Source organism: Brevibacillus sp. SAFN-007a, assembly GCF_051967035.1.
GTDB lineage: Bacteria > Bacillota > Bacilli > Brevibacillales > Brevibacillaceae > Brevibacillus.
The window spans coordinates 1-21412 of the sequence record NZ_JBQCKK010000022.1; the positions used below are offsets into that span (position 1 = coordinate 1).

Consider the following 21412-nt stretch of genomic DNA (forward strand, 5'->3'; position numbering starts at 1 on the left):
CATAAAAATCTCCCAACCTTTCTACTCATAATTGTAGTTTAGAGGTTGAGAGTTTACACAAATTATTTTACAGACTCAGTTATTGCGATGGACTTTCTGATCGCTGCGAAGAGCGGCGTGAGAAACTACGCTATGGCGGTAACGGAGGCCTACACTCCAGAAATTAAGGCGATGCTCATTAAGCAATTAGAGGAAGCAATCGACATGCACGAGCGAATCTCGATGTATCTGATGGAGCGTGGCTGGTACCACCCGTGGAACGTGAAAGAGCAATACCAGTTCGACCTGCAGAACATCCAGACCGCTTTGAATGCACCTACGCTATAGCACTGGGAAGGCGGTGTATTGAGGACGCTGTCTGGTAAGCACCCAAGAGGGTGCTTTTTTACGCTAACGAGGATCGATAGTGAAATAATTGGTGGTATTGGACTCAAATAAGGATTCATCTTTGGAAGATTCTGGGCTGTCGTTCTGTTTCAGTTGTCCATTCAGTTTCCAGAGCGAGTTTAACCATATCTCCGCTGAACCTAACGACTATTGGAGTTTACACAAAATCATTGACAGACCCCTAGTTTCCACGCCCACACGTGTTTGTAACGATGGCCGTTACCACGTTACAGCTTTGGCTATTCATCCTTTTCTGACCAAACTAAGTAACCTATGCCAAGGGCTAATGCCAGAATGCTAAGGATTAATGGTGTGTTTCCAATATAATCGAGCCACTTATTGAATTCTGTGGAACCAAATGAGCTAGGAGTATTTGCAGAGCTGATACTGTAAATTGCCGCACAAATATATCGAGTTGAAAATAACAAAGCGGATATTAAACAAAACCCTATACCCACAATTTTTTTTGCCATGTGATCTAATCCCACCCTTTAATCACATTAAGTAGGGAATCCTTTCTAGTTATTCATGTCTAATTAGCATAACATAAATTTTTACATAAAACAAAAAAGGGGGAATTCCCCTTTTTTAATCGAAAACAGCGAAGCAAACACCAATCGGTTTCCATGCTTCACCACTACCAAGATAGTTATCTGATCCGAAGGTCGCCTCATCATATACGTCAAAGTACTTGATTCTATAATACGGATAAGCAACCAGCTCTGTAAATCTTCCGTTCGTGTCTACCGTATTAGAATCTGTTACAGTATATTCACTTGTAACGTTAAACCCTACTCCAGCAGAAACAATTTCTGCACTGACCGAAACGTTTGCACTGAAGGTAGCCGCAACCTTTTCTGAAACTGTCAAAGTTAAGGTACCTTTGGAACCGCTTACTCTTTGAATTTCTTCAACGCCGCACGCATACGAAGTATCTGTCACAGTCACATAATCCGGTTTTAGATCTAAGTCCTGTGTGGTAACTTCGCCTTCACGATTGTTTTTGCCATCACGACTGTCTTTGTTGTATTGGTAGACTTTTTCGTCATTACTTTCTTCGAGAGGTACTCTAATTATCACACTTTTGGCCTTGAGTTTAGGGTCAGTTTTTTTTAATCCTGCTTTTTTAACAAACTCTTCCGGATTTTTAATAACAAACTCTTTATACCCTTTGTCTTTAAACACCTTAGCCTCGTACGCATCAGATGCTAAAAACTCATCGACACTCTTGCAGTTTTCAGAATCCTTCCCCTTTTTTGTTTCAACTGCATAACCTTTTTCGATTCCGCCTCCCAATAATACACTAAAAGTTAGAGTCATGATGCCAAGCAATGAAAAAGCTTTTTTGATTACTGCTTCTTTGATCATTGTTTCTACCTCCCAACATATACAAATTTACAAAATTATAACAAAATACTGGAAATATATTTGTCAATACTTAGAAATTATGGTTTTATAAGGAAAATATTTTGATTACTGCTATCCTCTTTTTATTTGAAACGATTACCGGACAGGGGCGATGGCTTTCTATACGAATCGAGACTTGAAAGTTTCGTGTCGAATCAGATTTCCGATAGTCAATTAGGATGGAGTCCTGATATAGTAATCATGTGTTAAAAAGCACGTTTGATTAAAGTGAGACAGGGAAGGTGTGTTGCTTTGGGGATTGTAGATTTGTCTAACTTAACTTGGGAACAGTTTTGGATTGGTGTTGCCTACCTTTTGACTACCGGTTCGCTTGCCAGTTTAGGAGTTGTTCGACTGTTTCAACAGTATACACGAACCTGAATCATGTTATTAGGAGCCGCTGGAGTTTGTACTGTCATATTCTTTGTGTTTATTTCCGATAACCATTTTAAGTTGGGGTAATAGTGATGCTACGGAAAAGACGATCACAGTGGAACGATGATCGTTTTATGATTTGTATTATACAAGTAACCTATAATGGACTATAATGTACATAGCTTGTTTGACAATTGAATATAGTGGAAAAAAGGTGAAACGCTGCAGCGTTTCTTAAAAGGGAAGAACGGTGCAAATCCGTCGCGGTCCCGCCACTGTTATTGGAGAGCACGCTTAGGTCACTGTGTCCTAACGGGAAGGCTTAAGCAAGCTGAATGTAGTTATTCAGCTACGTGCGTTTGATCCATGAGCCAGGAGACCTACCTTTTTTCTTGATCACAACAGTACCTACGAGGATAGGGAGGTGTGTATAGATGACGCTTGTTTTGTCGCGTCTATAGGCACTTTCTGCACATTTGTAGAAAGTGCTTTTTTGTTCGGGTTCGCCATCATAAGAAAAGGAGTAGAAAGACATGACGAAGGTGACTTTTCTAGGAATCATCGCTATCATTTTCGCTTTGATGTTTTCGAACTCACCTGTAACAGCCGGAGAATCGATAATCGCAAACGTACAGAATGAACAAGGGGGAGACGTACGCCCAGATTTGGATACCGCAGAGGTAGAACTTATGTTTGCCAATATCCAGAACGGTACTGCTCATATCTTCCTTCGTAGTCCTGAACGCAAATTCTTTTCGCCAACGGATTTTCCCATTGTGGAAGGAACGGATTTAATTGACGCGACTTTGCCGATAGAAAACGGGAAGGCAACCTTTCAGTACATGTTTCCCATTCGGGGCGATTATCATCTAAAAGTAGACGTAGTGGATGGTGAAGGAAAAGCTGCAGGAACTCACGAGCTTGTCATTACCATCAATGAGAATCCGGAAGAAGTAAAAAATGCTGTTATTTTTATTGCGATATTGGTTGCTTTTGGCTTTGTTGTCGGCTATGTCTTATCGAGAGGGAGGAAACGTGTCCATGCGGTTTAGGGTTGTACTCCTAGTTAGTGTACTGCTTATGTCAATGACAAGCTCCACTGTTTTTGCACATGGATCCGATCAAGGGGGTGGCGACCATCATGCTCGGGTCGGGGAACTGGCCTATTTTGAAGGGAAACTCGAAACGTCAGGTCAAGAAAGAGGCCCGTATGAAGTTCAGTTCCATGCGATCCGATTGGAGGACAAAGCCGAAATCATGTCAATGAAAAGCAGTTCCCCCGATGGATCATATAAATTTGCTATGCAATTCTTTGATGGAGCAGAACATGAGGTAACCATTTCGCTTGTCGATCCAGCCACAAAATCTATTCTTGCAGAGAAGAAAGTAACCGTAGAGGTAGAGGGGTTTCATCCTCCTTTTGCTTTTAAAGTCAAAACCATGGTGTTTCTACTGTCAGTTATCGCTTTTGGAATGGTTGTGGGGGTAAGTGTTACACGATGGGGAAAAACAAATCGAAAATGGAAGGGAGAGTACCCTGATGTCGCATAAGTTCGAACATGCAAAAAAATACAACGTGAAAAACATGTTCCTTTCTTTGCCGGCCCAGTTAGCCGCAGTTCTTTTTCTCGCCGGAATTGTCCTATATACCACCCTGTTCTCTGGTTATGCTCCCGTACACGATTCCCTTCATGAATTACGACATGCTCTGATGTTTATTCCATGCCATTAAGGTGGTAGAACCATTGAACACCGTCATTGTACAGCTTTTTTCAATGGCCATGCACAGGTTTGCTCATAGGCGACAAGTTAGATTGCTTGAACAAACGATTTCAATGTTCATTCGCTTATGGGAGAGGGATCCAGAGAGGTTGTTTGTCATCTTGATACAATTCAGTAAGGATTCACGCTGGGTGCTTCGCTACATAGCCGGAAGGGAACTCTATAGATTTTTGCAAGCTGGTGGAAAGAAGGCAGCGGAAATCTGGTTTACTCTGGCGGATGATGACAATTTGTATGTCCGAGAAGGGGCTGCAAAGGGTATTGTGGCAGCATCAGCCGTTAGCTTTGACGAAGTATGGTCCTTCTGGGAAAAAGCTTTCTCTCATCCTTCCGACAAGGTACGTCAAACGGCCGCCCTGACTTTTATCAAGCTTTGGGAAATTCCGTTTGTACGGGAGCGGCTTCTGTCTGTGTACTCTCATCTCCAATCTGATTCATCGGCAAAAGTAAACACAATCGTCAAGACACACATCGCCCCTCTGTTGGGAAAGAACGACAAACCTGTTGTGTTGACAAAACATTATGTCACTACGGAAGAGCTTCCTGTGCCCTCCAGGTTAATCGATCAAGTCATTGGACAAGAGCGGGCCGTAGACATTATCAAATTGGCCGCTCGACAAAAACGTTCGGTACTTCTTATTGGCGAGCCAGGCACAGGAAAAAGCATGCTGGCGAAGGCCATGTCTGAATTACTTCCCGCTTCTTCGTTGGAAGATATCATTGTGGAGTTGAACGAAGAGGAGAGAAATGTTCCACGAGTAAGAAGACTCCCGGCAGGTGAAGCGGAGAGAATTATTAAGCAACGGGAAAAGGATGTTTACACCAGTGTCTTAACTCTTCGTTGGATTGTAGGGTTTGCCTGTACTGTGTCTCTGTTTGTTTCTGTATTTTACTCCGTTACCCGAGATAATCCCATTTACATCATGGGTGGACTGTTTGCAATCCCATTGTTCTATTGGTTCGGGAAAACCATAAAAGCCAAATCCACAAGTCAATTGCCAAAATTCCTAGTAAACCATCGAAACACATCACGAGCTCCGTTCATTGATGCGACAGGACTCCACGCTGGGGCCTTACTCGGAGATGTACGTCATGACCCTTATCAATCCGGAGGATTAGAGGCGATGCCACATCACTTGGTTGAACCCGGTGCAATCCATTTGGCACACAATGGCGTACTTTTTATTGATGAAGTCTCCACTCTCTCGCTGGAATCCCAGCAGTCCCTGCTTACCGCTTTTCAGGAAAAGAAACTGAGCATCACAGGGCTTTCGCCGGGGTCAAGCGGAACAATGATTCGAACAGAACCTGTACCGTGTGACTTCCTGATGGTTCTGGCTGGTAATCTGTCGGACGTTGACAAAATTCATCCTGCTTTACGGTCAAGGATCCGCGGATACGGGTACGAAATCTACATGAAGACAACCATGGATGATACCGAAGAAAATCGCTATAAATTGACTCTGTTTGTAGCACAGGAAGTACGCAGGGACGGAAAAATCCCGCATTTCACCCGTGAAGCAGTCGAAGCTGTGATAAATAAAGCGAAGGAGATGTCCGGTTATCCAGATAAACTGACGACCCGTCTTCGAGAACTGGGAGGACTTATTCGTGCAGCAGGAGACATTGCTGTACAAGCAGATTCTCCCGTTGTTCTAGAGGAACATGTACAACAAGCACTAATCATCTGCAAGTCAATAGAAGAGCAAATGGATTCAAACCAGACATCCTCCTCCTCGTCGTTACAGGTCAGTTGCAAAGTGTAATTTCACAAACCCTTGGTCTTGTAGTAGGGAGACCAAGGGTTTTGTTTGTTTTCTTAACCTCCTTAAACTTTCGACCAGTAGAATCTATTTAAACTAATCAGCATTCCCCGAAATACCTCCATATTTTCTACACATCTTTTTCGTAAACTGTTCTTGTTCTATTAACTCTTTAATAACATTAGGAGTTACACATGAAAACAAGGGCATTTATTGCTGCACTAGCATTCTTCATTTCATGGAGCTTGATTCCGTACTCAGAAGGCTTAGCACAACAAGAGTCCGTTTCCAAGATTCAAAAGCAACTTGATGAAATTCGCGCTCAAAAGCGGAAGAAAGTCCAATCTATGAAAAACATTGATTCACAAATTCAGACGATACAAAAACAAAGCAAACAATTGGACGATGAGCTGATGGTGATTGACCTAAGAAGAAACGAGCTCCAAACCAAAATAGACCGTTTGGAAAATAGAATAGCACTGACAAAACAACAGATGGTGCAGATACATAAGGAACTGGATCAAGTTTCCAAACGGATTGCAAAACGGGAGTCGGTACTGCGGGCAAGAGTCAAAGCCATGTATGAGCAGGGATCGACAACCTATTTGGATGTAATTTTTGGTTCGAAGAGTTTTAGTGATTTTCTCCTTCGTTGGAAGATAATCCAAATGATTGTTGAACAAGACACAACAATATTGGAGGCTCACCAAAAAGACAAAGCGCTTCTCCGGCAACAGGAAGAAAAAATAAGAGCTTCGTTGTCGGTAATTGAGTCGTTGGTGGAAGAATCTGAGAATCTGAAGATCTCTCTTGATCAACAGTACAAAAAGAGTATGTTGGTAAAAGCAGCATTGAAAGAACAGCAGGCAAAACTCTCTGACATAAGGGAAGAGGAAGAACAAAACTTGCTGCAATTGATCACCGCTGAATCCAAAAAGATCGCGGAAACAAGACAAAAGAATAAGAACGTATACTCTAGTACTTATTCTGGAGGTCAACTTTTTCTCCCGTTGCCACCAAGCAGTTACCGTTTGACGTCTTCCTTTGGTTTAAGAAAAGATCCGATTACCGGGAAGTCGTCAGGGCATAATGGTCTTGATATGGCTGCTCCCAAAGGGACCGATATCTATGCCGCCGAAGACGGCGTTGTAACTGTCGCCAGTTATTTGCGCGGTTACGGAAACGTAATTGCTATCAAACATAATGAAGAAATCACCACGTTGTATGCTCACATCCGCGAAGGAGGCATTATGGTAAAAGTCGGGCAAACGGTAAAACGTGGTGAGAAAATTGCCGAGGTTGGTTCTACTGGGCGTTCTACAGGGAACCATCTCCATTTTACCGTTTACAAAAATGAGCAGGCCGTAGATCCCGACGGCTTTCTGAAGTAAGTAAGACATAAGAAGGAGGAAGTACCGAGTTGAGAATAAAGGCTATTTTGATTTGTATCGTTTTTTTATTTGTATGGACGATTACCATCCCAGGCGTGAAGGCAGATGTTGAAAACGGGTGGTATATAACCGGTATCTCGTATGATGGACCAATAATCGCACAAACGGATACCGTATTTTATGTTGGTGTCGTAGAGGCAAAGGTAAAGAATGGTGAGATGGGAGAACTCGAAAGTGCCACAGCAGTTACCGACGCACAAGTTACAGCAGTTTTCACGAAAGGCCAAGAAAAGATTGAGGCTACTCTTATTCATGAACAGAATGGCGAGTATAAGGGTGTAGTCGCATTGCCTACTGCCGGAGAATGGATCGTAAAAATAAAAGCCATCCGCGGTCACTCTGAACAAAGGCAAGTAAATCCAACCGATCAAAAATATGAGGCTGAATTCACAACCCCGTTAAAGGCTAAAGATCCGGAAAACAATTGGATGCCCGTGTATTTGTTCATACTCGTGTTTGTAGTAGCAGGAATATTGATGTTGATGTGGGTAAGAAAACGGAACCCATGACAACTAGGATGGCACGGATGATTCGTGACCATCTTTTTCTTTCCGGCGCTCCATAATTCCTACATATTTTGATTCTATACTTACCTTACAAGAAACGGATAGACGGGTTAGGAGGTCACTGTGGATTGGATTACAAACGTAGAAGCGATCGCGGAATGGTTACGGTCCTGGGGAGTGATCGCTATTGCAGGCAGTATACTGCTCAATGTGGTCATCAGTATAACGGGAGTGCTGCCTTCCATTTTTTTATCGGGAGCAAATGCAATCGTATTTGGTCTGATGGGAGGTTTTCTCGTTTCTTTGGTGGGTGAAGTGACGGGAGCAGTACTGGCATTCCAGCTCTATCGTTGGGGAGTAGGTAAGTCAAGAAAACTGAGGAAATGGTCGGAAAGCAATTGGGTACAAAGAGTCAACCAAGCTTCCCGGCTAAAGCAAATGGCAGGCATAGTCCTACTGCGGGTTAACCCCCTTTTGCCGTCCGGATTTGTCAACTTCGGTGCCTCTCTGACAAGGATATCTCTTTTGGATTTTCTGTTGGCTACATTGATCGGGAAAATTCCTTCCTTGGTTTTCGAGACGTTTGTTGGGCATGATATCGTATTTCTCTCGGAAAACAAATCCCGTTTGGCCGTATCGCTGATATTGGGAAGCCTTGTCTTCTTGATATTCTGGTCAAGACGTAAAAAGGGGGAGCATTTATGAAAAAAAGTATTGCGATTCTGTTTATTATCATGTTGGCGGTAATTGCCATCTACAACAATAACCAGACAAAAAACGGTTCACCTGACCAGATTCCCAAGATAGGATTTACAGCTCCTCATTTTTCACTGTCGTCACTGGATAACCAAACCTACCAAGTTGCCGGGAAACGCGATAAGCCGGTTATTCTGAACTTCTGGGCGTCCTGGTGTGGTCCCTGCCGGGAAGAGGTGCCATACTTAAAAGAGTTATACGAGAAGTACAAAGATCGTTTGGATTTCTACGCGATTAATCTTACAGCCAATGATGATGTTGAATCTGCAAAAGCGTTTGTAAAAGAATTTGGACTCTCGTTTCCTATTCTGCTGGATGAAACGGGTAAGATAGCAAATCTGTATCAGGTGATTTCCATTCCGACCACATACTTTATTAACACAAATGGCATCATCACACAAAAAATCATTGGTGCAACGGATCCTGGATCGTTTGAACAATACATGAAAGAGTTGGTTCGGTAACATGATGATTCGTTTATTACATCAGCTCACAAATGTCGAATGGCTTTCCATGACCTTTTCCGGATTGGTCGCTTATTTCGTGATATCGAGGCTGTTAAAAGGGGAACCGTCTCGAGAACCCATAACAGACGCTCTATTCAAAAGCGGTTTAATTGTTTTAGCCATTTGGAAGCTATCCCCACTCGTTTTACAGCCTACGTTGCTGTTGGACGAAACCTTGAACCTATTTAGTTTTTTGCTTTCCACCGGTACGGATCTAGGATTATACCTAGGTGTTGCTGCAGGAGTATGGTTTATAACCTACAAAATTCGAAAAGACAGCATACCGGCAGAAAAAATAACGGAAGTATTGCCATTCGGACTATTAAGTGGATTTGTGGTGTTTTTCCTTCTGAACCGAAGTGTCGGAACGGTGACTGAAATGCCCTGGGGAATAGCAGTTGATCAATCTTCGTACCGATATCATCCATTAGGTCTGTATCAACTCATTTTTGGAATTGCTAGTGGACTGTTGATGATATGGGCGAAAAGAAGAGGAAAGTCTGTATCATTTGGTTCATTTCTGTTGTACTTTAGTTTGTTTCAGATGACGTTGACATTCTTCCAGTATACAACACCATATTTTCTCGGTCTGTCTCTTCAGCAGCTTTTCTTCATTGTAGTTGCCGCTTTAAGCATTATATTCAACACGTATAAAAAAGAAGGGAAGGATATAACATGAAAGTCGTTCTGTTTTATCTTGGCGATTATCCAGTCCGTTCCTACGGACTCGTGGTCGTCCTAGCCATCCTCTTAGCTGTCGGGATCGCGCGATATCTGGCCAGAGATACCGTATATCGTGATCATATATCCCCGTTTGCAGTTACAGCGGTCATTTCTGCTTTAATCGGGGCAAGATTGTGGGAGGTTCTGTTTTTTCAATGGGCGTATTATTCGACTCACCCGCTGGAGATAATCGCAATTTGGAACGGTGGTTTATCTATACAGGGAGCGATTATCGGCGGTATTGCTTCCGCGATTTATTATACGTGGCGACATAAGTTGTCCTTTTGGGACTTTGTTGATACGTTGGCCCCTGCAGTTGTCTTTGGACAAGGAATAGGGCGGATTGCTTGTTTTTTGAATGGCGATGCATTTGGATCGCCGACCGGGAGTAATTTTGGAATCGTCTATCCGGAAGGGACGATTGCCTATGAACGCTACGGATCGCAACCGTTGTGGCCGGCTGAAATTTGGGAAGGACAATGGGATTTTATTATTTTTGGTATCTTGATCGCAATGAAAACAAAAAAACTTCCGAAAGGCATTCTCTTTGTTACGTACCAATCCCTGTACGCATTAGGCAGATTTGCTCTTGAATTTTTAAGAGGAGACACACCTAGGTATTTGCTCGACTGGACGGCTGCGCAATGGACTAGTTTCGCAATAATCGTATTGATGATAATGTTTGCCATCGCCATAGTTTTTCGTGAAAAAAGGGGCGACGTCTCGTAACGTATGAACGGGATAGAATGTAATAGGGAGGTGTCTTGAATGTCTTCCACTATACTCATTGTAGATGATGAACCACAGGTTCTTGAGATCCTCTCCTCATATTTAAAAAAGGACGGGTATCACGTCATAACATCAGAAAACGGGAAGGAAGCAATCGAGTTAGCATTAACATACCCTATTGGATTACTTGTTTTGGACCTGATGCTCCCAGATATTAACGGCGAAGAGGTATGTAAAGAGATCCGAAAACATTCTCGGGTTCCCATCTTGATGTTAACGGCGAAAAGCGGTGAATCAGACCGAATCAAAGGATTGGAACTTGGTGCAGACGATTATCTGGTAAAGCCATTTAGCCCACGTGAGTTAGTTGCTCGAGTTAGAGCCATTTTAAGGAGGAGCGGAGAATACCAAACGCTTAGTGATCACATCCAAATTGGTGAGTTGGCAATTTCACTAACCTACAAAACTGTCACGAAGAATGGGATACCTGTAGAATTAACTCCTAATGAATTTCGTTTACTCACAACATTAATCCGGCACCCTGGACGCACTTGGAGCAGGGAAGAACTAGTTTCGGAGGTTTTAGGGCTTGATTTTCATGGTAGTGATCGAACGATCGACACCCATGTCAAAAACCTGCGGCAAAAAATCGAGGATGATCCGAAACAACCTGTATATTTGAAGACCGTATACGGTTTAGGCTATCGGTTTGAGGATCCTACAAAGAATTGAGGGTAGCAGATGCGAAAAATTTGGGTCAAGCTAGCTCTCGTACTAATGATTGTAAGTGCAAGTGGTATTCTGGTATCGATGTTATTGTCCATTAAAGAAATGGATTATCACTTTTCCTTTTATCTGCAGGATTTAAGCAAAAAGCATCGTGAGGAAATTATCTCACTTGTGCGTGAGGAATATCAAAAAGAAAACGGATGGGGAAACGGCGTCTTTTCAAAATTGGCAGCCTTGGCAAAGGTACTGGACCTTGAAATCACACTTTATGACAAGAATCATCAAATCCTTAGAATGGTAGGTAATCATCGAGAAGGTAATGCTCAACCTTATTCGAATGCAAATACGATTCCTATAACGCTTGGTAATGAAAGTATTGGGTACATCTATATTTTACACAATGCTGATAATTCGGCCATGTCGTTGGAAGAACATTTTCAGATTGCTCATACAAAAGCAATGCAATGGACAATGTTGGTATTACTATTAATCGCATCGATCACTAGCATCATCATAGCACGTCGAATTGTACAGCCTATCGTACACATGAGTAAGGCAGCGGTATCAGTTGCAAATGGTAATTATTCTGTTAGGGTACCGATTCCGCAGGACCAGAATGAACTGTCTGAGTTAGTGTACACATTTAATCAACTGATTACGAGTTTACAAAAACAAGAAGAGCTAAGAAAAAGATTGACTTCAGACATTGCCCATGAATTGCGCACGCCATTAAATACATTGTTGGCCCAAATTGAGGGAATGATCGACGGTGTATGGGAGGCAAGTCCAGAACATCTGGAATCCACTAGATCCGAAGTACTTCGTTTGACGAGGCTAGTAAGCGATCTAGATCAAGTCGTTCAAACAGAAGCAGGTGCCTTCCGCATATCTAAGGAAGAACTGGATGTTAGTGATGTCGCGAAAGAGATTGTGGAATCCATGAAGTCTTCGTTTCAGCGAAAAAATATTCTGTTGATTCCCAGGCTGGAACGGTTGGCGTTAGTTGTGGGTGATAAACAAAGGTTAGCACAAGTTTTTTCCAATCTGCTCACCAATTCGCTCAAACATACGGAGCCAAATGGAGAGGTAGTTGTTTCCGTCGAAAAAGATCGTGAGACGGTGCTGATAACAATACAGGACAATGGTATCGGTATTCCCGAAGAAGATCTTCCGCATGTCTTTGAAAGGTTTTATCGTGGCGATCGGTCACGCAACAGGGAACGGGGTGGATCCGGACTTGGACTAACCATCGCAAAGGGAATCGTGGAAGCCCATCAAGGAGAAATTAAGATTGAAAGTGAGTTGGGGAAAGGAACTATAGTAACGATCCGATTACCATCTTTACGCAAGTGATAAAAAGCTCGGTCACGAGAGCAATTCAAAAGTCGCATTCTGTACGATCAACATCATTTTCAAAAAACGAGCCTCTAGAATCGCTTCTAAGGCTCGTGTTCTGTTTTCGTATTGATTTTTAATACTTGGTTTGTGAGGGAGAATGGGCGTCAACCTGTCAATATTTTTAGGGAATTTTTCAATTTTGTTAAATGTTTTTTCGTAAAAGCATTGATTTTTAAGAAGTCAAAAAGAGCCCATGATCGTTGACTGCTGCAAAAGTGATCTCTTGGAAAAATCAAAGAATTTTAGGGGGTACAAATTTGTCTAGACACAAAATTTAAAATTGGCCCTAATTGGCATACGATAATGGCTGACGAACCTACGTCGTTGCTTGATGCTGTGTCCAAGTCAACCATCACCACGATGTGGTCGAAAAGAGTACGCGAATTAAAGAAACCAGCAACGGTGACCCCTCACGAAGTGATCGGAGGGTTTTTATTCTTGTCCTGTTTTTTTCATAACCGCATAAATTGTACTGATGAAATTATACTCGGGGGCGGTATCATGAATGGGACCTATCAGGTTTTAGCGTACATCGGATTGTCGTTTGGGTGGTTCACATGGTTTGTCTGGAAAAGAAAAAAGCATCTCGATCATATGCACGGGATGATAATCGGAATGGCAATAGGCATGATGGTCGGTCTAATGACTGGACTTTTATTTGGTGCCGTTTATCAAGGGGATCTGTATACCTCCACAATGTGGGGAATGATTTTGGCAGGTAGTGTAGGGTTTCTTTTCGGGATTCCTTTGTCCATTCTTTGCACGATAGAAGGAACATTTTCCGGTATTATGGCTGGCATGATGGGGGCAATGCTTGGGGAGATGCTCCCTGCTGATAAGGTGGTTCCACTCTTATTTCTTTTTGTTATGTTATACACGGCCAGTCTTCTGATATTTGCGAAGTTAATTGAAACTAAGGGGAAAGAAAACAGAGAGGAGAAAAAGTGGGTGTTCACGATACATAATCCAATGCTGCCCGCTGTTCTTCTGACCGGCGCATTCATTTGGTATCAATCTCTACCGTTCTCCTTTCAATTCACAGAAAAAGGGGAGACCACTCTAGAAGTAGTGAATCTCGTTGCTGTTGACTTTTCCTATAAACCTAATGAGTTTGTAATCAAAAAAGATATACCCATTAAAGTTACGTTAAAAAATGGAGGGAACGTGGAGCACGATTTTGAACTGGTTTCGAATAAACACATCGTGATTCAACCCACGTCCGATTACGCTTCTCAACACGAAAACACAGCTGCTAAGAAGGTGCATCTTCATGCCAAACCAGGGGGAACGGCTACCGTCGTTTTCATGGCCACGGCTACCGGGACTTATCAGTTTTATTGTACAATCCCAGGGCACAAGGAAAGTGGCATGGTTGGAAGTATTACCGTTCTGTAATGATGTCTTTGTGATTACATACAGATTCCCGCCAATCACTATAGGATCAGACATCACGACACAAAATGGCGGATCGGATTATCAAGAACAGAGAGAAGTATCTGGTTACTCCATATAGATATGGATCCATTAAAAAGATGACTAGTACGTTTGACTGCTCCTCTTTCATACAGCGATTATTTAAGTTTTGTGTGGGCTTGGTACACCTCATGGAGCAATTATATGGTAATAAATGCTCGATACAGAATTATTAATACTTCAACTCCTGTTCTTAAAAACCCCTGCATGATGAAATATTCGTGATAATTTAGTATGTTAAGCGCGGTTAATAGTTCATTGAAAAAAACAGGCCATTGAGACTTTCTCGACAACCAGTGAACGCTGCAAGATTGGCAGCGTTCTGCTTTTAATAATTTGTCTTTTCATAAACCACCCATTTATCGCCTAAATAAACAGCAATATCCTGGGAGTTTTTAATTTTGTAAAAAGCAGTTCCTTCCTCAAGAAAAGTGGCGTCTCCATCTTTGATTTGATAATCGGGACTTTTGCCGCTTCCCACCACTTTAAATTTAATCTCACCAATTTTGTCGCCAACTTCATTTTTTGAAATTTTCTTTTCAAAGGATTTTACGTAAGTGATGCCGCCCCATTTTATCAAGTCGATATAACTGGCTGAATTCGGCGAAGAGTTAGTTGGTATGGGGTCAACAGTTGTTGGATACGAGTAGATGCCTGCAAAAAGCAGGATACCCATTACTACAGCTACCGACACTTTAAACATAAATCAACCCTCCTTATGTCATTTATGTAAGTAAGACGATCTAAATTTAATTTTTGTTTCCATTTTTCCATGTATAAAACAACGGCTTCGCCATACTTCGTTCAGGGTATTAGAACTAATACGCATTTAGCGATAAAAAAAATCGCTTTTGATCATCAATGACAACATGCTTGTTTTTGTGGCTGACATGCAAAAGAGTTCTTGCTATGAAAAAGTATACTTTGCGGCAACAATGGTCAGTTGCATAGCCAAGCGTACTTGTTCTGTTCTCATCCACGGTTTAGTGCTCTGTATACAAATAATAACCGAAAATAAACAGAGATCGGTACCAGCCAAGAAAGGATCTAAAATGGTGTTTCTAATTCCACTGTTCGCATTAATGAGAAACTCCTTCAAATAATGGTTCATGAATCATATTATTGCTGTATTCAGTACGATTTTAACAGAAGAATTTGTAGAAAAAAGAGAGACGGTTCATTGAGAAAATGCAATTTTAATATACTCGGTTAATTTTTCTGTATGTTCAATGCTGATATTCCCTTTCCTTTGCACAAGGTATATCATACGTTTCGGTATAGGTGTATCTGTGATGAACGGAAGGCTTATTACTACTCCGTTATGAATTAAACTTTTTGCTACCGAGCGTGGTAGAAACCCGACACCCTGTTTGCTTTGTAGAAACTTCAATAGAAGCGAAACATGATCTACTTCTAACGGGAATACATAATGGCTTCCAAAAATTTGCTGTATCCAATCGGAGAAGGAACCGCCCCAATTCAAATGTACATACGGAAGTGTGCGTAAATCGTCAGGAATCAAAGGAATTGGGGGAGTGGTAAAAGTGGGAGCTGCAATAAGTTCAAAGGTGTCTTCTATGATTGGAATCAGTTCCAACTTCGAGTGATGTACGGGGTAAAAAACAATGCCCCAATCAATTAATCCGTCTATCATTTTTCGAATAATAATGCTTGAATGTTCGGTGACCATTCGTACCGAAATATCCGGATATGTTGTGTGAAAACGATCAATTGCCTCAAAAATGACATAGTCCCATATCGCATGCGTGGTACCAACTACCAATTGATCATGGAACGAATGCTCCAGCTGCACGACCTTCATGCCTTCTCTTGATAATTCCACAATCCTTTCTGCATAGGGTAAAAAGCTTCTTCCCGCAGAAGTTAAGCTGATTTGGCGCTTATCCCGTTTAAACAGTTCTTTACCTAATTCTCTTTCCAACATTTGAATTCGTGTCGTAATTGTCGATTGGACAACATTCATCGACTCCGCCGCACGGGTAAAGCTTTTCGTATTCACAACGAGCAAAAACGCTTTTAACTGATCTACATCCATTTTGTCTCCTCCTGTATTGCAAACCATCGAGAAACGAAATGAAGATCATTGAAAATATTCGTTTTACAAATCGAAAATACCTTCTTAATATTTAGATAATTCAGTCTGAAAGGAGGGAAGATATGTACGAATGGAACGGGTTGGTCGATAAATTTACTTGTTTAAGGTGTGAACATGAATACGTACCTGCTGACTATTTCACGGGGTGTCCCCGCTGTTTGGAACAAGGATATCCGGTTAGTCTACAAGTGACGTACGAGCAGCAGGAGCCATGGAACATTAATAATTCGGCGAGAGGAATGTTTCGCTATGTCGATCGTTTACCTTACCGTACCTTTCCTACTTTAGGTGAAGGTGGCACACCAATCATTGAGGTAAAAGGATTAGAAAATGAACTCGGGGTTCCAACGGTTTGGATAAAAAACGAAGGACAAAATCCAACCGGATCCCACAAAGATCGAATGAGTCCGCTCGTTGTAGCTCGGGCCATGTCATTGCAATGTCCAGCGGTGATTGCGGCGTCAAGCGGAAACGCTGGTGTTTCACTGGCTGCATATGCAGCCGCGGCAGGAATTCACTGTAAGATTGTCACCACATCACAAATACATCATCTATGGGAGAAAGCGATTCGCATGACAGGGGCGGAAATTATTAAAGTTTCCGATTCCATTGGGCGTTGGGAAATTGTTAGGAAGTTGGTTGAGGAAGAGGGGGGGTATCCAGCAACAAATTACCATGTACCACCGGTGGGAAGTAACTTATTTGGCGTTCAAGGATATGTAACTGTGGGGTTAGAAATAGTCGAACAGATGCAGAAGACACCGCCGACAGCGGTTGTTGTTCCTTGTGCAAGAGGGGATCTTCTATGGGGAATTTGGGCAGGATTTGTTGAAGCGAAACGGATGAGATGGATTGAACAACTGCCCCGCCTCTATGCTGTCGAGCCTTTTCCCCGTCTGGTTGAAGTTTTGGCCGGACGAGATTACCGGGGGGAATTTCCAGGCGATTCGAGGTTGTTACCCTCAATAGGAGGTAATACGGTAACCTATCAATCGTTACATGCGATTCAATCCTCTGGAGGGGGAGCGGTAGTTGTATCCAATGAAGAAGTAGAGAAGACCCAAGGAAATTTGGCAAGGAAAGGGATTTTTGCCGAAGGTGCTTCCGCAGTTACCTGGTCGGCGGTGTCCAAGCTCGTCCAATCAGGAAAAGTTGACGAGGATGATCGAATCGTTCTCATCGTCACTTCACACGGTTTTAAAGGGATTTAGAGCAGAAAGATCTATGGGGGGAATAGCCAATGAATTTGGCGACAAAAACGCTTATTGGCATATTGATGGGCATCGGTACTGGACTAGGATTGAGTATTTATGCTCCAGTTGTTTATGATCCACTGAACAATTATATTTTTGACCCGGTTGGCAGTTTATTCATTAAGGCCATCCAAATGGTTGTTATCCCGCTGGTATTTTCAGCGATTGTCACCAGTATCACGGCAACAGGCAGTGTAAAGAAATTGGGGCAACTTGGTACAAGAACAATGTCTTTATTTGTTATTACAACCATAATTGCCTGTACGGTTGGGATTTTAACCACCATAGTGGTGGGGCCGGGAATAAATGTAACTCTTCCGGAACATGCAACCCCTTATCAGACGGAAGTAGTGGTGGCCATGGTAGTTCATCATCAGATACTACAAAACCGCCTACACTAAAAGAAACAGTATTAAATATCATTCCTAGTAATGCAATAGGTGCAATGGCTACTGGAAACATGTTGCAGGTTCTTATCTTTTCCATTTTCTTTGGTATCGCTATGGCCATGCTAGGAGAAAAAGCGGAAACAATGCGAATATTGGTAAATCAGTTAAATGAACTGATGATGAAACTCGTCCAAATTTTTATGAAAGTTATTCCATATGCTGCTTTTGCACTTGTTGCCGAGGCAATGGGCAATGCGGGGATAGAGTTGGTTGGCTCTATTGCAAAATATTTGATGGCCATTCTTATTGGCTTGGCAATACAAGTTTTCATCGTTTATGGGTCGATGCTCGCCTTTTTATCAAAAACAAATCCTTTTGATTTTTTCGGAAAAATGATGCCTGCCATTGGAACCGGTTTTGCAACTAGTAGCAGTGCTGCAAGCCTTCCTATTACGAAAAGTTGTTGTGAAAATGAATTAAAAATGTCAAAGAATGTAAGCTCCTTTGTTCTCACTCTTGGAATGACAATGAATATGAACGGCGCATCATTGAGTCACGGTGTTGCTGCTGTATTTGTTGCACAACTAAACGGTATTCATCTTGGTTTCACGGAGTATCTCACGATCATCTTCATCTCATTGTTGGATTCTGTTGGCGCCCCAGCCATCCCCGGTGGAGGCTTTGTATCGCTTTCTATGATTTTCCTTGCCGTCGGATTGCCAATTGAGGGAGTAGGAATAGCAATTATTATGGGGTTGTTCCGTCTAGTCGATATGCCGTTGACATCGGTTAACGTATTGGGAGATGCCGTGTGTGCCAGTGTGATTGACAAGAAATTAAATTATTCTACTCAATTAAAAGATCAAAGTGCAGTTACATGACTGAGCATCTTGCCAGATTGGCCCATTAGAGAGTATTCATGCACATTTTGGTTCATCTACCCCTTTATTACTATCGTTAGATGGAGAACCATCCGCCCTTATTCTTTTCTCGTCGACGGATATGTGAATTGGGAAAATCAAGTGTTTGAAGGAAGTTAATACAATTGTAACGGAAACCTGATGTGTTTTGCTTCACGTCAGGTTTCTTATGCTTTACATGCAAGAAAAGACACGTAAAGGGCGGTTCTTGCTTGGACGGTAAAGAGTCAAAATGGAAATAAATGTTTAAAAAGCCATTGGCCAATACTATAGGGGGTATACTACAGGGCTCGGCTTGTCCGTTGTTAAGCACATATTAGATCTCCATCAAAGCCCCATTCACGTGAAGAGTGAAGTGGGAAATGGGTCAATCTTCACTTTTATGCTCCCTATAGCTCAGAACAAATCTAAAAAACATGAAAAAGAGTTATTCTCTGTTCATCTTCTGTTCATAAAACATTGCTATACTGATTTTGCACTAAGAGATCATGAAAACAAAGAGGAGAATATCTCAATGAGAAAATTATTAGTACGACGCGCAACAGAGGAGGACACGCACATGCCCGACCGCAGATCGACCACCAGCACACCACGCTGGGTGAAGGTGTCTGGGATCATCGCGATCGTCCTGGTCCTGCTGTTCGTCATTATGATGTTCATCGGCGGTGGTAAACACGGCCCTGGTCGCCACATACCGTCCTCCAGCGGCATAGAACAAGGAGTGAAACAGCCATGACCATGACACCTGGCCTCCGCAAGTTCGCGCTCACCGCGCATGTCACTTCCTCGGTCGGCTGGCTCGGCGCGGTCGTTGGTTTCCTATCTCTCGTCGTCACCGCTCTGACCAGCCAGGATGCTCAGACGGTGCGTGCCGCCTTAATCGCGATGGAGTTGACCGGCTGGTTCGCCATCGTCCCGTTGGCCCTCGCCTCGCTGCTAAGCGGACTTGTCATGTCACTTGGCACCCCGTGGGGCTTGTTCCGGCACTATTGGGTCCTTTTCAAACTCCTGCTAACCATCCTAGCCATCATCGTCTTGGTGCTGAACATGCAAACAGTGAGCTTCCTAGCAGGTGTAGCGGCAGAGACGGGAAGTGCCGATCTCGGCGGGCTGCGGGGTGCGCTGTGGGGCGAACTCCTCCACGCCGGGGGCGGCCTTCTGGTGTTGGTCGTGACCACGATACTCTCGGTGTACAAGCCACGGGGCATGACCCGGTACGGGTGTCGTAAGCAGCACGAGCAGCGTACGGGGGCGCAGCCGTAGATGCAGCGACTTCTGCTCGGCCTCGACCGAGCGAGCGAACTCTGTCCTGTAACGACGGCATAGGAGCGCAATCAATGCGAGGCTGAGGACCGCCTGACCGGGTTCGCTCGTTTTTTCGCTGTCCCAGCCTGGGGTTGGTGGCTTGTCACGATGTGCGGTCCTGCCGAGTCTGCGACGAGCGGGGATGTGGCTTGATGGGAGCGTGCCTAGTGCCCAATTGTTACGTGCCCACCCTTGCTCGGCGAGATCAGCACAGCCGACATAAAATCAATTAACATTAAGCCGGTAAAAAGTTTTTTTCAAAGTTTTTTGTGAGTAAACAACCTATTTATTTGGAAAACAGCCGCATTTAACGTAGAAATGCGGCTTCATTTTGTTGAAGTTAACCACTTTATTTAGGAGAACACCATTCAGATTAGCAGGTTATCCAATCCCGATACAATAAAGCTGCATTCGAAAGGAACAGAATGATGTCAATCAAAGATACGGAAAGCGAACCGTGAGAATATTACCGCAAAAGAACGCAGACAACTTAAAAAGGATCGCAATGTACTTCTTAAACGCAAAAGTGAACTTAAGGACTTTGACGATCAATTAAAGCTTCAGATATGGACGGAAAACTTCCCTCTACTTGGCAAAGGTTACGGGTTGAAAGAGAAGTTCTTTGACATCTATAAAACTGAATCTATGGATGAAGCCTTTAGTTTTTATTAATCTTGGCTTACTGAGATACCCAAGGAATTAATGCCTTACTTTGACCCACTCATTAATTCCATGACTAATTGGAAAGTAGAGATATTCAACTACTTTGATGTGTCTATCACAAACGCTTATACAGATTCGCTAAACAATCTAATCAAGGTACCGAATAAATTGGCCGAGGTTACTCATTTGAAGCCCTGAGAGCCAAAATACTTTTCACAGAGGGCTATCGTAAGACTAAGAAGAAAACGAAGTTCAAAGATGTCAATGCTTCATTCGGGAAGATGCCAGACCAGCCATTACATCTTCAACCACTTGCTCATGAATAGGTCTATGCGAAAGTCTATGGTTTTGACATTTCCACACCGACTAAGACAATGCAAGAGGGTTCCTTTTAGCCCTCTTTCCACACTATTTTCCGAATACCCTAAAAAAGTATACTTCTGTGGCTTTTGGTTCCTACTATGCCTATAAATACTCCCACCACTTCTTGAATCTCGATTCCGGTTTGCTCTGTCTGCTCCAATAGCTTCGGGAGTTGCTTTCCATCGTCTTCGTTCCCGCACGTAACTTTCTTTTATGGCTGTAATGATTTCTTCATCGGTAAACGCGTTGTGCCCTTATTGTAGCCAAAAAAGGGGTTGGTCTCGCTTTTCCTGCCAAAACGTGCATTTGGATCAATCGCTGACCGGATTCCATTAATCGCTCGGAGACGCTCATTCTCAACGATTGATGGTCAGGAAGAAGCGTTACTGACAATCCTGGAGAGTGGGTATTCCATTGC

At 42.9% G+C, this 21412-nt stretch carries 23 protein-coding genes, 3 pseudogenes and 1 riboswitch; of the genes and pseudogenes, 21 read left to right on the forward strand and 5 right to left on the reverse strand.

The features are described from left to right. Window positions 1-45 precede the first annotated feature (45 nt). Window positions 46-327 (forward strand): spore coat protein, encoded by a 282-nt coding sequence (locus ACTHO6_RS18230; protein WP_440243126.1) that lies wholly within the window; start codon window positions 46-48, stop codon window positions 325-327. Window positions 328-626: 299 nt separating this feature from the next. On the opposite strand, the gene ACTHO6_RS18235 is transcribed toward ACTHO6_RS18230, so the two are convergent. Together ACTHO6_RS18235 and ACTHO6_RS18240 are read right to left on the reverse strand one after the other, a co-directional pair. After that, a complete protein-coding gene (locus ACTHO6_RS18235; RefSeq protein ID WP_148039117.1) occupies window positions 627-860 on the reverse strand; it encodes a hypothetical protein in 234 nt (77 codons plus the stop codon). A gap of 115 nt (window positions 861-975) precedes the next feature. Further along, entirely contained in the window at window positions 976-1755 is a 780-nt protein-coding gene (locus ACTHO6_RS18240; RefSeq protein WP_440243127.1) for a hypothetical protein, read from the reverse strand. 609 nt (window positions 1756-2364) lie between these two features. Next, a riboswitch (cobalamin riboswitch) is annotated at window positions 2365-2571 on the forward strand. 131 nt (window positions 2572-2702) lie between these two features. Between ACTHO6_RS18240 and ACTHO6_RS18245 the strand changes: the two genes are divergently transcribed. The 13 genes from ACTHO6_RS18245 (at window position 2703) to ACTHO6_RS18305 (ending at window position 13907) form a co-directional block, all read left to right on the forward strand. Continuing rightward, on the forward strand, window positions 2703-3221 hold the full coding sequence (locus ACTHO6_RS18245) for a hypothetical protein (RefSeq protein ID WP_122905077.1): 519 nt from the start codon (window positions 2703-2705) through the stop codon (window positions 3219-3221). A gap of 28 nt (window positions 3222-3249) precedes the next feature. Further along, complete coding sequence (locus ACTHO6_RS18250; protein ID WP_440243128.1) at window positions 3250-3720, forward strand: hypothetical protein; 471 nt, start codon at window positions 3250-3252, stop codon at window positions 3718-3720. A 34-nt stretch (window positions 3721-3754) separates the two neighbouring features. Next, the gene (locus tag ACTHO6_RS18255; protein WP_440243154.1) at window positions 3755-3901 is read left to right on the forward strand and encodes a CbtB domain-containing protein; all 147 of its coding nucleotides are present in this window, start codon (window positions 3755-3757) and stop codon (window positions 3899-3901) included. Window positions 3902-3914: 13 nt separating this feature from the next. After that, window positions 3915-5717: an ATP-binding protein gene (locus tag ACTHO6_RS18260; protein ID WP_440243129.1), complete on the forward strand. Its 1803-nt coding sequence runs from the start codon at window positions 3915-3917 to the stop codon at window positions 5715-5717. A 191-nt stretch (window positions 5718-5908) separates the two neighbouring features. After that, entirely contained in the window at window positions 5909-7105 is a 1197-nt protein-coding gene (locus ACTHO6_RS18265; protein ID WP_122905081.1) for a murein hydrolase activator EnvC family protein, read from the forward strand. 29 nt (window positions 7106-7134) lie between these two features. Further along, window positions 7135-7674, forward strand: coding sequence for a FixH family protein (locus ACTHO6_RS18270; protein WP_440243130.1), 540 nt, complete (start codon window positions 7135-7137; stop codon window positions 7672-7674). A gap of 120 nt (window positions 7675-7794) precedes the next feature. Next, a complete protein-coding gene (locus ACTHO6_RS18275; RefSeq protein WP_122905083.1) occupies window positions 7795-8376 on the forward strand; it encodes a TVP38/TMEM64 family protein in 582 nt (193 codons plus the stop codon). Continuing rightward, window positions 8373-8891 carry a TlpA family protein disulfide reductase gene (locus ACTHO6_RS18280; RefSeq protein WP_440243131.1) on the forward strand — a complete coding sequence of 173 codons (519 nt, stop codon included), beginning with the start codon at window positions 8373-8375 and terminating at the stop codon, window positions 8889-8891. The genes ACTHO6_RS18275 and ACTHO6_RS18280 overlap by 4 nt, the downstream gene beginning before the upstream one ends. Before the next feature lies 1 nt (window position 8892). Further along, on the forward strand, window positions 8893-9612 hold the full coding sequence (locus ACTHO6_RS18285; protein ID WP_440243132.1) for a prolipoprotein diacylglyceryl transferase family protein: 720 nt from the start codon (window positions 8893-8895) through the stop codon (window positions 9610-9612). Then, complete coding sequence (gene lgt, locus ACTHO6_RS18290) at window positions 9609-10385, forward strand: prolipoprotein diacylglyceryl transferase (RefSeq protein ID WP_122905086.1); 777 nt, start codon at window positions 9609-9611, stop codon at window positions 10383-10385. Before ACTHO6_RS18285 ends, lgt begins: the two co-directional genes overlap by 4 nt. Window positions 10386-10424: 39 nt before the next feature. Next, complete coding sequence (locus ACTHO6_RS18295) at window positions 10425-11117, forward strand: response regulator transcription factor (RefSeq protein ID WP_122905087.1); 693 nt, start codon at window positions 10425-10427, stop codon at window positions 11115-11117. Between the two features lie 9 nt (window positions 11118-11126). Further along, complete coding sequence (locus ACTHO6_RS18300; protein ID WP_440243133.1) at window positions 11127-12467, forward strand: sensor histidine kinase; 1341 nt, start codon at window positions 11127-11129, stop codon at window positions 12465-12467. A gap of 546 nt (window positions 12468-13013) precedes the next feature. Further along, on the forward strand, window positions 13014-13907 hold the full coding sequence (locus ACTHO6_RS18305) for a plastocyanin/azurin family copper-binding protein (RefSeq protein WP_440243134.1): 894 nt from the start codon (window positions 13014-13016) through the stop codon (window positions 13905-13907). A 406-nt stretch (window positions 13908-14313) separates the two neighbouring features. Here the strand turns inward: ACTHO6_RS18305 and ACTHO6_RS18310 are convergent, their stop codons facing one another. Further along, the gene (locus tag ACTHO6_RS18310) at window positions 14314-14688 is read right to left on the reverse strand and encodes a hypothetical protein (protein ID WP_440243135.1); all 375 of its coding nucleotides are present in this window, start codon (window positions 14686-14688) and stop codon (window positions 14314-14316) included. 474 nt (window positions 14689-15162) lie between these two features. Then, window positions 15163-16041 carry a LysR family transcriptional regulator gene (locus tag ACTHO6_RS18315; protein ID WP_440243136.1) on the reverse strand — a complete coding sequence of 293 codons (879 nt, stop codon included), beginning with the start codon at window positions 16039-16041 and terminating at the stop codon, window positions 15163-15165. A 122-nt stretch (window positions 16042-16163) separates the two neighbouring features. Between ACTHO6_RS18315 and ACTHO6_RS18320 the strand changes: the two genes are divergently transcribed. From ACTHO6_RS18320 to ACTHO6_RS18350, 7 genes and pseudogenes are all read left to right on the forward strand, one after another. After that, window positions 16164-17312, forward strand: coding sequence for a threonine synthase (locus tag ACTHO6_RS18320; protein ID WP_440243137.1), 1149 nt, complete (start codon window positions 16164-16166; stop codon window positions 17310-17312). A 29-nt stretch (window positions 17313-17341) separates the two neighbouring features. Continuing rightward, entirely contained in the window at window positions 17342-17755 is a 414-nt protein-coding gene (locus ACTHO6_RS18325; protein ID WP_440243138.1) for a cation:dicarboxylate symporter family transporter, read from the forward strand. Between the two features lie 17 nt (window positions 17756-17772). After that, window positions 17773-18624 carry a dicarboxylate/amino acid:cation symporter gene (locus tag ACTHO6_RS18330; RefSeq protein WP_440243155.1) on the forward strand — a complete coding sequence of 284 codons (852 nt, stop codon included), beginning with the start codon at window positions 17773-17775 and terminating at the stop codon, window positions 18622-18624. A gap of 295 nt (window positions 18625-18919) precedes the next feature. Continuing rightward, window positions 18920-19048: pseudogene (locus ACTHO6_RS18335) on the forward strand (ATP-binding protein); the annotation flags it as partial. Window positions 19049-19177: 129 nt separating this feature from the next. Then, window positions 19178-19399, forward strand: a complete 222-nt coding sequence (locus tag ACTHO6_RS18340) for a hypothetical protein (protein ID WP_440243139.1) — start codon at window positions 19178-19180, stop codon at window positions 19397-19399. Next, on the forward strand, window positions 19396-19926 hold the full coding sequence (locus tag ACTHO6_RS18345; protein ID WP_440243140.1) for a DUF2269 domain-containing protein: 531 nt from the start codon (window positions 19396-19398) through the stop codon (window positions 19924-19926). The genes ACTHO6_RS18340 and ACTHO6_RS18345 overlap by 4 nt, the downstream gene beginning before the upstream one ends. A 483-nt stretch (window positions 19927-20409) precedes the next feature. After that, a pseudogene (locus ACTHO6_RS18350) lies at window positions 20410-20829 on the forward strand (ISL3 family transposase). A gap of 280 nt (window positions 20830-21109) precedes the next feature. Here ACTHO6_RS18350 and ACTHO6_RS18355 read toward each other — a convergent pair. Beyond that, window positions 21110-21358: pseudogene (locus ACTHO6_RS18355) on the reverse strand (hypothetical protein); the annotation flags it as partial. Window positions 21359-21412 lie beyond the last annotated feature (54 nt).